Here is a 12,350-nt window from a genome sequence, read left to right as displayed (position 1 = left end):
GAAAAGTAAAGTTCAACATATTTTAATTTATACATTTGTTTTTATTATCTGACCTAGCTTATGTTTATTACTACTACCTATACTTATGCTTTTAATACAAGCAAAAAGTGCAAGTATTTTCGAAAGTTGAGTAAAAGGACAACGCAGTTTTATAAACGATATATGGCTTTTTTGAAAAATAAGTACTAACTATAGAAACTATTCATTCTTAATTATGTTTGCAGGTATGTTATTTTGATTCATAGCTTTAAGCTATCGAATATGGATAAGATGAGTAATTTATAGAATCAAGAATAAAAAGAATTCAAATAACGAAGATAACTGAACTTATAATCAATTTACTAATGAAGGAAGTAGTAAATTACTCCTCAAAAAGTTTAAAAGTGGCAAGGCAAATTTTATTTTAGGAAAAGTAGATAAGCCTATATGAAACAATCCTTATATTGTCAATAATACTGATGCACATGGGATAGTACTAGGTATAGCTGGTAGTAAAAAAACTGAAAAAATTGTTATACCATCAATACACTATAATGCCAATTTGAACTATAAAGAACGCCCTAATATGATAATTTCCGATCCTAAAAAACAAATATTAGCTAGAACAGGCAATATCTTAAAGCAAAAAGGATATGAAATAAAAGTATTTGACTTTATAGATCCTAAAAATTCTTTAAATTGAAATCCTTTACAGCAAATATGAGATGAATTACATTCAATTAAAAAAGAAGACTTAAGTGATGAAAATTACAATAAGGCATTTGAAAAAATTATTGAAATTACTGATTCATTGCCCTGGCCTTTAGAAAAAGACACAATTTGAGTTAATCAAGCTAAGGCAACAATTAATGTGGTTATAAAGTTTCTACTCCTTTATAGCTTAGAAGATCCTAATTTTACAATTGAACACTTTACCTTTAGAAATGTCGCGGCTTATACATCAGTAGCAGTATTTAAAGATGGCAAATGAATTTATTCATTAACGAAGTAAAAAGCACCACAAGTTAACTTGCGGTGCTTTCTATTGCCTTTTGTTAAAATTTGAGTAACTAACTTAAAAAGAAAGGCTTTTAAATTATATATGATTAGCAATGACAAAAATACTAGTTATTCAACTGACATATGCTTGTTTAAAAAAAACTAAATTTGCACAGCAAGTACAAGTTTAATTATGTACATTATGTGATTGATGAAACACATTGAGATGAAATACTAACTAAGTCAAATCTCAAAACCAATAAAAATAACATTAGCCCATTAAGACTTAAAGAAATTCTTGAAAGACTAATTGCAGGCTATGATATGAAAACTGTTTCTAACATCGTAGGGTTTAAATCAAGATCAATTTATAACTTATTTGACAGAATTAAAATTGAGACAAAGCGTGGTTATGCTAAATACCAAAAGAAATGTAAATTGTGTGGTATGGATTTAAAAGGCAAAACGATATATGTAATTAGTGCTCTCAAATTTTTAAACTTAATTGAAACAAGGAACGATTCAAAAAGATTAGAAAACAATCCTAAATTGCTGATGAAGCACATTGACTTTTTTAAGTTTTACGAGCAGTTACTATACTTTTATTTAAAGAATAGAAATAGTTTTAACTTGGAAAATAAAGCCGTTAAACAGTCTGTTGCTAGCATTATTTTTAAATACATAAGAAAACTAGAAGCACAAGGAAAACTTCAGAATTCATATATTCCATCAGTTCAAAACTTTTACCGTATATTGGCTAAACATAGTACTTTTGGTCTAAAATTAGATATTCTTCCATATAAATCAAATGGCAAATATGGAAGCCGCACAACTGTAAAGCACGAAACCAAGAAAAAGACAATAGGCAAACTTATTACTGAACGTCCAGAATCAGTTAATTTAAGATTAAATGACAACGATTATGAAATGGACACTGTAATTGGTTTAAGATCTGATAATTATTGCATTCTTACATTAATCAACAGAAAATCTAGAATGTTTTATTGCACTCTATCTAGAAGAAATGCAAAAGCAATAAAAGAAAATTTAGAGAAATTGATTAAGAACAATAATCTTATTATTGACACATTAACTATTGATAACGGAAGTGAAAATTACAAACTTCCAGAGATAGAATATATCAGAGAAATTTTTCATTGCCACCCTTATTCATCATCAGAAAAAGGTAGTATCGAAAATGCTCATAGACTATTAAGAAGATACGTTCCAAAAGGAAAATCTATAGATAGATATGTTGGTCAAGATCTAAAACCAATAGCAGATTTTATAAATTCACACCCAAGAATTTATAAAGGAATTTCTGGCTTTAAATGTGCTAAGCAAATGCAATAAAAATTAACATCAACACAAAATTCCGCACTTTTGAGTACTCAAAAGTATCTTTTCTTTATTTTTTTTTACTCTTTTAGTCATTCTCTTGTTAGAACTTCCAAAAATTGGTATTATTTTTCCGATACTCAAAAAAGGCGCTTTTTACTTTAAGAATTTATAGAATAAAATTAAATAAAAAATTTATGAACTTTTTAAAATATTAATATATAATTAAATTACCTTAAGGAATAGGGCGTTGTAATTACTTTTGCCGTCCTTCTATGGTATCTTGGTAACAAGGTCGTAGATAGTAAAAAAAAGAGTATAAAACAGGCTTTGTTTAAGTCTGTTTTTTTATAATTTTCATAAAAATTTTTGATAGATTAAAATATGTGTTATAATAAAATTGTTCTGAATAAGAACTATATTGGCAGTGTGGTTCGTGCTGGCCCTGCCTACCATTCGAGATGGCGAAATGAAGAGATCGAACCACTATAGGCATTTATGTCTATAGTTTTTTTATATACCTTTACATAAAACATTTTGGTAAATTAAAAATGTGTGTTATAATAAAATTGTTCTGAATAAGAACTAGATTGGCAGTTTAGTTCTAACTGACCCTGCCTACCATTTGAGATGGCGAAATGAGGAGATAGAACTACTATAGGCATTTATGTCTATAGTTTTTTTATATACATTTACATAAAACATTTTGGTAAATTAGAAATGTGTGCTATAATAAAATTGTTCTGAATAAGAACTACATTGGCAGTGTGGTTCGTGCTGGCCCTGCCTACCATTCGAGATGGCGAAATGAAGAGATCGAACCACTATAGGCATTTATGTCTATAGTTTTTTTATATAATTTAAGCATATGACAAATACATTAATTGGTAAAGTTTATAAACAAAGAAATAAAGAAAATAATCTCCCTATTGGGAAAAACAAATTTGGTAACGATATATTAGGCCACGGTATAAATAGGCCTTACTTAATTTTTTACTCTGATGATAAAGTCTATTATCTATCTGCAAAGTCTGTAACTGATAAAAATAGAAAAACTACTGAAGATGATAAAGGTAACTTAATTTTAAAAACTGATCTTTATGGTAATGATAAAGAAATAGCTATTAACTGTTCTGTTATAAATGTAATGGATAGAAAACTTTTTGAAAGTCTATATGTTGAAGATAGCGAATGAAATAATGTTCAAACATCGGCTGTTATATATGACAATGTAATGAAAGCTTTATATGCAAATTTAGATAGCATCAAATTTTTTGAAGTAAATAGCATTACTGATAATGCTGTTCGTTGAAAGAATATGGAAGAGTCCTTAAAAAACAAAAAAGTCTGTGAAGCAATAATCAAAAAATATTGTGAATACTATAGTAAACAACTATCTGATGAAATAACGAATAATATGAACGACCTATTCTTTAATATTTTAGAATACAAATTTAAAAATATTATCTATGAATCTCAAAAGGAAAAGCGTGGCTTTACTTTATAAATATAGAATACGCTAAATTTAAGCAAAATAAGCCCGAATAAGGCTTACTTTTAATAAAGATGAAATTTTATCATCTTAAGCAAGAATAACGATTTTAAAGGCATTTAAAAGCCTTTTTTATTTTGCAGGTTTTAGTTCCAAAAGTAGCTAGGCATATAATTTAGATATTATGAATGAATTTGATATTGATATTTTTGATCAAGTCTTAAACACTACTAAAAGTTTATACGCAGCTAAAGCTAAAGAGTTAAATGATAAAGAACTTTACTTTAGAACAGTACTAAGAAAAAGTCTTTATCCTGACTGAGCAATTTTTAGAAAAACTAGTAGAGTCTGAATTACCTTAGGCGGTATTTTTACTCTCAATATTACAATGTATGAAACTACTGATACTAATGGAAAGCGTAAGCGTTTTACATATTATCACTATGAAAAATTAAAGCAAATATCTAAGTTTAAATATGATGAAGATGTTATTAAATTAGCACTTAAATTTTATTTTGAAGGAAACAAAATTCCTGATAGTTTAAAAAGAATTTTTCCTAGTAAGCAACTAGTAAATTATTATCTTAAAGCATTTAATCTTAAAGAAAAAATAGAGAAAAAGAATGATGAAATATTAGCTAATATTGAATCTAATTTACAAAAAACTAATAGCAAATTAATGTTAGAAATGGATGACTTTTATATCTTTCATAAAAGCGAAAGAATTAGGAAAATGAGAGTAAGACAGGTAATAATGCACACTGTTAATGGAAGCAAATTATCAAACATAATCAATATGTTTTTTACTAAAAATATTGATGAAGCTACTACAAAATTTAATGATATGCAGTTTATCAAAACTACAGTAAGTAAGCAATTAAATAAGTTTAATAGCAACAGAGAAATTATTGTAAATGGCGATGGCGCTAGATGAATAAAGCATTTAGCAAATGAATTAAATGCTTCATATTCCTTAGATCTTTTTCATATCAAAAAAGCAATTAATGACACATTTGGCACAAATAAATTTGCTTCTAAAGAGATTAAAACATACTTTAAAAACAATATAAATTATTGCTTAAATAAGCCATGAAAAAATGCTTTTTCTGATGCAGTTTTTACTAAAAATGAATTAATGTTTCATACACTTTATAATGAATTTTTTGCTTATTCTAGCATTATAAATATGCCGAAAGTTATTCATCAAAAAGTACAAAATTTTTATGAATTCATCAAAAATAACTCCCTAACTGTCTTTAAAAATAATGAAAATGATAGTTCATATACTGAGCATTTTGTCTACAATTCATTCAAAAAACACATTAAAAAAGACCAAAGTTTATACTGTTTTGAGCTTATAAAGCTAAGAGTAATTTACAAAAATATTGCAAAAAATCAAGCCACACTTTTTTATTAAAATTCAAAAAATGCGAAAAATTTTCCACTAGAAAACTAAAAAATTTGCTGTCTTTTTAACTAAAAAAATATCAATTTCAGACTTAATTTTCTATATAAATTTCAAACACTTTCTATCAAGTTTTGGGAAAAACATTATTTTTTAATGTTTCAAATAATTGACACGTTAATAAATTCTTTCTATCTAAATATTAGATATTTAGATAAATACACAAATTATTTCGCTATACTTTACTATGTAAAGTATAAGTACATCTAATTTTATTAAAATATCTTATATTTTAATACATATAAGCTGGCGCAAATTTATTATTTTTTGACACTAAGAAAACTATTAGGTGCATTTGTGACAAAAAATTCTATTAATATCTTTATTTTTCTAAAAAATAAAGAAAGCATAAAAGTGTCGTCCGGTAAGGACTTTGTGACACTCCCTTATCTTGCCTTTAAAGGCAAATAAAAAACTAGGCAAAAAAATTTTGAAACCTAGTTTTTCGCAATTTGCCTCCAAAAAATTTTATTTGAGTTTTATTACAAAACGATGTAAAATTTTAATGATTGCATAGGGTTAAAAAGCTATCGCATACTTAAATTTTACTGTTCCTTTAGAATTTTAGAAGCTGCAGTAATAGTGTTTTTATGCTTTTATCTATGTAAAAAAGGTAAGAGACAAAATTAAATACTATAATGAAATATATCACTAACTCTAAAAATTTATGATAAAATACGTTTGTTCTTAATAAGAACTATATTGGCAGTCTGGTTCTAACTGACCCTGCCTACCATTTGAGATGGCGAAATGAGGAGATAGGACTACTATAGACTATTATGTCTATAGTTTTTTATAATATACAAGTAAAATAGTGTTAGAACTATACCTAGAAACACGGTTTCTTGTTTATGAGTGGTTCATTTTACTACTGTCGAATGCCTGGTCATTCAAAAAAACAAAAGATACAGCTGTAAGTAATTGTGCTTACAATTTTTTATTGCCTTATAATATTTAGAAATGCAAATAGTGACATAAGCTTTTAAAGGTTGTTTTATATAATCAATTTATTAGCTAACAAAATAAAAAACTACCTGGTTTTAGAGCCTAGGCAGTTTGTTTTTTTATTCAAGTGACATTGCTATTTTATCGATACAGTTGATTCGTTAGCTTTTTCTGAAATTTCAGGAGCAGTATCTTTTCCCTTAAATTCTCCGACTTTATATTTAATTGTAATGTTTTCTTTTTTCTCGTCAATACTAAAGTTTAATTGGGTAGATAATTTATTTTCACTATGTGTTGGTTTTGTGTCATTAACTAATTGAAAATTACCTGTAATTTTACTTGCTTTGTCATTAAGTGTGAAAAGAACTCATTTTTGCCCACTAAAACTTTTACCAAAAGGAGCCTTTGTTCCTTCTGTTATTACAATATTATGATCTTTTCTGTCATATCAAAGGGTGTATTTACTGCTGTTTTCCTTTAATTTCTTTAGAATGTCATCTTTTTTGCTATCACTAGATAAAGTTAGAACATCTTTTAAATCTTTTACAATTGAATTTACATCATTAGTTTCAGTTGTAGTTGTTGTTGCGGGTGTATCGGTTTTGTTACCTTCTTTATCTTTTTTCACTTCAGGTTCATTGCACTTTGCGGCAATCAATGGCAAGGTTGTTAAAACACTAATGCTTCCTAAAGCTGATAAAAACTTACTACTCTTTTTCATCTTAAATTTTGAACTCATCTTCCTTATTTATCATTTTTATTATTTTGTAATTTCTACACTTTAATTTTACTCTTATTTATTGATAAATCCACTTTGATGAAAAAAACCATCAATTGTAGTTTGAAGGCTTAAAATTACTTAATTACTTAAGATTGATAATTTAAAAAAGTCTTTAAGTTTACCTATACCACTATTTTTATTATTAAGGTCAGCTAAATTAAGTATGTCATTAATTTCATTGTTATAAAACTTGAACCAAAATATTGCACATCATTTGTTTTATTTTTATTAAGTTTTAAAAGTAAGATCGTCACATTGAAATCAATGTTCTCAAATAAATTGATTTCTATGGAAAAGTAAAATATGATATTAAAGCCATTTTTTAATCTGATAGCTTTTTCTATTCATTAAAAAGTTAGATATTGTATTACTTTGCTTATTTCGTTTTTTGATTCTATTTTTTATTCCGAGTTTATGAAATAAAAAATAAGATACATTTTAAGAATTATAATTCTTGGTGGCTTATTTTGTCTATTTATTTATTAAAATGATTAGGGAATTATTTAATTTGTATTGTTATTGAAACTGTTGATTCATTAGATACGTCTGACGCTTCTGCTTCACTGCTATTCAAAGACTTACCAACTTTGTACCTGACTTTAACATCGAATTTGTCATCTCCGCTTTTATTAAGTATTTCAAAATTCAATTGGTTAGATAGGGTGAATATATCATAGCCATCTTCATTTGATTTATTTAAGGGGATTTTGTCGTTTACAAGTTGAATATTATCTTTAATTTGATTAGCCCCATTGAACTCAAATAATACTAATTTATCGACCTTCTCGCCATTTTCTATGAAAGGCGATTTATTTCCTTTAACCAACAATATTGTCCTGTCCTTATTATTGTATCAAAGGGTATAGCCACTGCTATTTGAACTAAATTCTTTTAATTCAGGATAGTCTTCTGTTGATGCTGCAAATTTAAGAATGTCTTTTAAGTCTTTAGCAATTTTATCAAGCTCACTCTCTTCTTTTTTGCTTTCTGTTTCTTCTTCTCTTGGTTCATCTGCGGGAGGCATTTCTGGCTGAGGTTCTGGTTTTGGTGCAGGGACAGACGGTGTAGAAGGTGGGGTTTCAGTTTTTGGACTTGGAGTTACTGGCTCGCTGCTGCTATTAGAATCATCCTCATTCTTTTCACTCTTCTTGTCTTTTTTATCTTTTCCATCATTTTCGCCTTTTGGTGAATCGGGAGAATTCTTGTCCTTATTTCTTGGATCTTCTGAATTCTTTTTACTTATTCCATCAGTTTTTTCATCTTTTTCAGTTGCTTCATTGCTAGATGATCCTGGATCATTTTCCTTTTTATTATCATCTGCTTTCTTGACATCATCATTAGGTTTATGCGGCTCATTCTTTGTTTCAGGTTTTTGATTTGTATTCTTGTTTAAGTCTTTTTCTGGACTGTCAACTAAGTTATTGATTATTTTTCTTTTTTCTGATTCATTTGTATCGCAAGAGGCTGCTAGAAAAGGGGCTGCAGTTGCTGAAATTGTAGTTGCAGCCAATAATAACTTAAAACTCTTTTTCATAATAAATTAGTATTGCATTATCCCTTCTTATTTTTTTATTGTTATTCATTATTTCTCTTATTTTTGTTTGGAGCCATAAAAATTTAAAGATATAGAAATCTTATCAAGACTATTAGTCAAACTTATTTTTGTTTTACTGATTTAAAAATTAAAAAACTAATATATTTTTTAGTTCACCTCTATAGATAATATAAGGAATTACCTAAGCTTTTGCTAAACCACTTTTAAGTACCTTTTTTAGTCTAAAAAGCAAAGAAAATAAGTGCTTCTTGTGATAACCAGAAAATACAAAAAGTACTTAGGTTATAAAATCCTAGAATTTGTTGCACATATTACAGTAGTCTTAAAAGGATTAATAAAAATTAACTATAAAATTACTTAATAATTAAAAGTCAAAACCATTATATGTTTCAAATGCAAGTTTATATAAAGCTAATAACAAGTCTTTATCTAAACTTAATAACTCTTCTAAAACCGAGTCCTTTTCTAGTTTATAATAAGAATTATTATTGACAATTTTTTCTATTGTTATAGGAAGCTGGAGACAAAGATTCTTAAATGCATCTTTTTCGCCTGTAACTATTTCGTAGAATTTATCAATAGAAATTCTTCTTATTTTCTGATTAACAATTCTTTTATTGTTAATGTTTCTAATTCAAGGAATGTCTTGAGAGTATGCTGCAATTACTTCAACTAAAGCACATATAACATTATCCTTGTTTCCTTCACTAAGTAATTTATCTTGCATTTTAATAAAAGTGTTTGATGAAGAAGAACTATTTAGAGTATTGTGCTTATTCTTTAGTTCAACATAATAAGTAGTAATATTATTTTTGAAAATAATGTCCCAGCCGTGCTTGGGAACAGTGCAGTTTTTTATATACTTAAAAATGTTTTGATGAAAATAACCAATAAGATTGTTATTTGTTTTATCTCTTTGTCTAAGTATTTCAAGTTCTATTATTTCTTCAAACGTTTTATTGAAAACATTTTTATCAAACACCAATTTTATAGGATCAATTAAATTTTTGTTAAATCTTTTTAAGTTATAAATTCTTAAAGTAAAAAGCGCCTTTTTTGAGTATCGGAAAAATAATACCAATTTTTGGAAGTTCTAACAAGAGAATGACTAAAAGAGTAAAAAAAAATAAAGAAAAGATACTTTTGAGTACTCAAAAGTGCGGAATTTTGTGTTGATGTTAATTTTTATTGCATTTGCTTAGCACATTTAAAGCCAGAAATTCCTTTATAAATTCTTGGGTGTGAATTTATAAAATCTGCTATTGGTTTTAGATCTTGACCAACATATCTATCTATAGATTTTCCTTTTGGAACGTATCTTCTTAATAGTCTATGAGCATTTTCGATACTACCTTTTTCTGATGATGAATAAGGGTGGCAATGAAAAATTTCTCTGATATATTCTATCTCTGGAAGTTTGTAATTTTCACTTCCGTTATCAATAGTTAATGTGTCAATAATAAGATTATTGTTCTTAATCAATTTCTCTAAATTTTCTTTTATTGCTTTTGCATTTCTTCTAGATAGAGTGCAATAAAACATTCTAGATTTTCTGTTGATTAATGTAAGAATGCAATAATTATCAGATCTTAAACCAATTACAGTGTCCATTTCATAATCGTTGTCATTTAATCTTAAATTAACTGATTCTGGACGTTCAGTAATAAGTTTGCCTATTGTCTTTTTCTTGGTTTCGTGCTTTACAGTTGTGCGGCTTCCATATTTGCCATTTGATTTATATGGAAGAATATCTAATTTTAGACCAAAAGTACTATGTTTAGCCAATATACGGTAAAAGTTTTGAACTGATGGAATATATGAATTCTGAAGTTTTCCTTGTGCTTCTAGTTTTCTTATGTATTTAAAAATAATGCTAGCAACAGACTGTTTAACGGCTTTATTTTCCAAGTTAAAACTATTTCTATTCTTTAAATAAAAGTATAGTAACTGCTCGTAAAACTTAAAAAAGTCAATGTGCTTCATCAGCAATTTAGGATTGTTTTCTAATCTTTTTGAATCGTTCCTTGTTTCAATTAAGTTTAAAAATTTGAGAGCACTAATTACATATATCGTTTTGCCTTTTAAATCCATACCACACAATTTACATTTCTTTTGGTATTTAGCATAACCACGCTTTGTCTCAATTTTAATTCTGTCAAATAAGTTATAAATTGATCTTGATTTAAACCCTACGATGTTAGAAACAGTTTTCATATCATAGCCTGCAATTAGTCTTTCAAGAATTTCTTTAAGTCTTAATGGGCTAATGTTATTTTTATTGGTTTTGAGATTTGACTTAGTTAGTATTTCATCTCAATGTGTTTCATCAATCACATAATGTACATAATTAAACTTGTACTTGCTGTGCAAATTTAGTTTTTTTTAAACAAGCATATGTCAGTTGAATAACTAGTATTTTTGTCATTGCTAATCATATATAATTTAAAAGCCTTTCTTTTTAAGTTAGTTACTCAAATTTTAACAAAAGGCAATAGAAAGCACCGCAAGTTAACTTGTGGTGCTTTTTACTTCGTTAATGAATAAAATCTTTTTAAGTCCATAGACTTTAAAGATTCTCTATATTGCTTTATTGTATTAAAAACATGTTCTTCAAAATCTTGTTGAGATATAAAGTTGAGAATAAATGGCTTATTCATAAATTTCACCTTTTGAAAGTGCTTCAATAATGCTACTGCCAATTGCTTTTGCTAAATTGACAGGTACTCCATTACCAATTTGTCTGTATTGACTAGCAATACTACCAAAAAATTGCCATTCATCTGGGAAAGATTGTATTCTTGCTGTTTCTCTAATTGTTAATGGACGTGTCTCACTTGGATGACACCGTTCAGTTTGCTTCATTTGCGGCGTAGTTAGAATAGTTAAACTAGGCTCATCAAAGCTAAGTCTTCGCAAAATTCCAGTTCTGCCACCATCCATATCTCAACAGCTTTTCATATATTCTTTAGATATTTTTGGATCAATATCTTTTCAACATCCGCCAGGAGGCACAAGCTTAAATATATCTTCTTTAGCTTTTGAATATTTAGCACCTTCACTTTTGGGGACATCTAACAAAATATCTTTTAAAACAAGTTTATTTTTACTTTTTGTTGGAAAACTAAATTTGATTTTGTTTACAATGTCATTTCTTATCCCGATAACAATAAGACGCTCTCTTTTTTGAGCAACATTATAATCAAGTGCATTTAATACTTTGTAAGTAATTTGGTAGTTTTGTTGCTTAAAAATTTGACAAATAGTTTCAAAAGTTTTGCCTTTATCATGCGTTAGCATTCCTTTAACGTTTTCAAACAAGAACATTTTAGGTTGCAGCTTACTTAAAAAAAGAGCATAGTAATAAAACAAAGTTCCTCTTGTGTCTTCAAGTCCTAGACGCTTTCCAGCATAACTAAAACTTTGACAAGGAGCTCCTCCAGATAATAAATCCAGTTCATATTTTTTTATTTTGAACTCTTTTTCTAAATCTCTTAAAGCAATTTTTCTTATATCTTCTTCATAGACATTTCAACTGGAACGATTATTTCTTAGCGTTTGACATGCGTCTTTATCAAACTCAACTAGCCCAATATGATTAAAGCCAGCTTTTTCTAGCCCAAGCGCAAGTCCGCCAGCGCCAGCAAAAAGTTCTATACTTTTAAATTGCACTATATATTAGCCTCCTTGTACTCCAAGTTTTTTGAAATGCTACAATACATCTTAAAACTAATTGTAAAAAGAATTTTAAGCCAAACTATCTTGGTCTAGAGTTTTTTAATTTCTATCGCTATATAAA

Annotated in this window: 10 protein-coding genes; 4 read left to right on the top strand and 6 right to left on the bottom strand. The window is 27.6% G+C overall.

Translation table 4 applies throughout. The annotated features are described in order from the left end of the window. The first annotated feature begins 85 nt into the window (after positions 1 to 85). The 4 genes from MAGA_RS02005 to MAGA_RS01990 all read left to right on the top strand — a co-directional run bounded on the left by MAGA_RS02005 (position 86) and on the right by MAGA_RS01990 (position 5,225). Positions 86 to 991 (top strand): type IV secretory system conjugative DNA transfer family protein, encoded by a 906-nt coding sequence (locus tag MAGA_RS02005; RefSeq protein WP_226876341.1) that lies wholly within the window; start codon positions 86 to 88, stop codon positions 989 to 991. 311 nt (positions 992 to 1,302) lie between these two features. Then, a complete protein-coding gene (locus tag MAGA_RS02000; protein WP_013021693.1) occupies positions 1,303 to 2,331 on the top strand; it encodes an IS30 family transposase in 1,029 nt (342 codons plus the stop codon). Between the two features lie 853 nt (positions 2,332 to 3,184). Beyond that, a complete protein-coding gene (locus MAGA_RS01995) occupies positions 3,185 to 3,823 on the top strand; it encodes an Mbov_0400 family ICE element protein (RefSeq protein ID WP_013022021.1) in 639 nt (212 codons plus the stop codon). A 169-nt stretch (positions 3,824 to 3,992) separates the two neighbouring features. Further along, the gene (locus tag MAGA_RS01990) at positions 3,993 to 5,225 is read left to right on the top strand and encodes an Mbov_0401 family ICE element transposase-like protein (protein WP_013022020.1); all 1,233 of its coding nucleotides are present in this window, start codon (positions 3,993 to 3,995) and stop codon (positions 5,223 to 5,225) included. Between the two features lie 1,129 nt (positions 5,226 to 6,354). On the opposite strand, the gene MAGA_RS01985 is transcribed toward MAGA_RS01990, so the two are convergent. From MAGA_RS01985 to MAGA_RS01965, 6 genes are all read right to left on the bottom strand, one after another. Next, on the bottom strand, positions 6,355 to 6,957 hold the full coding sequence (locus MAGA_RS01985) for a variable surface lipoprotein (protein ID WP_235619432.1): 603 nt from the start codon (positions 6,955 to 6,957) through the stop codon (positions 6,355 to 6,357). A gap of 541 nt (positions 6,958 to 7,498) precedes the next feature. After that, on the bottom strand, positions 7,499 to 8,533 hold the full coding sequence (locus MAGA_RS01980) for a variable surface lipoprotein (RefSeq protein ID WP_013022018.1): 1,035 nt from the start codon (positions 8,531 to 8,533) through the stop codon (positions 7,499 to 7,501). Between the two features lie 385 nt (positions 8,534 to 8,918). Beyond that, a complete protein-coding gene (locus MAGA_RS01975) occupies positions 8,919 to 9,635 on the bottom strand; it encodes an Eco47II family restriction endonuclease (protein ID WP_013022017.1) in 717 nt (238 codons plus the stop codon). A gap of 104 nt (positions 9,636 to 9,739) precedes the next feature. Beyond that, a complete protein-coding gene (locus MAGA_RS01970) occupies positions 9,740 to 10,768 on the bottom strand; it encodes an IS30 family transposase (protein WP_013021693.1) in 1,029 nt (342 codons plus the stop codon). Between the two features lie 311 nt (positions 10,769 to 11,079). Continuing rightward, positions 11,080 to 11,211 (bottom strand): Eco47II family restriction endonuclease, encoded by a 132-nt coding sequence (locus MAGA_RS04935; RefSeq protein WP_155810355.1) that lies wholly within the window; start codon positions 11,209 to 11,211, stop codon positions 11,080 to 11,082. Next, a complete protein-coding gene (locus MAGA_RS01965; RefSeq protein ID WP_013022016.1) occupies positions 11,204 to 12,223 on the bottom strand; it encodes a DNA cytosine methyltransferase in 1,020 nt (339 codons plus the stop codon). Before MAGA_RS01965 ends, MAGA_RS04935 begins: the two co-directional genes overlap by 8 nt. Positions 12,224 to 12,350: the final 127 nt, after the last annotated feature.

It is taken from the genome of Mycoplasmopsis agalactiae, assembly GCF_000089865.1.
In the GTDB taxonomy this organism is placed as follows: Bacteria; Bacillota_I; Bacilli_A; order Mycoplasmatales; family Metamycoplasmataceae; genus Mycoplasmopsis; species Mycoplasmopsis agalactiae_B.
This window is presented reverse-complemented; position numbering and strand designations above follow the sequence as displayed.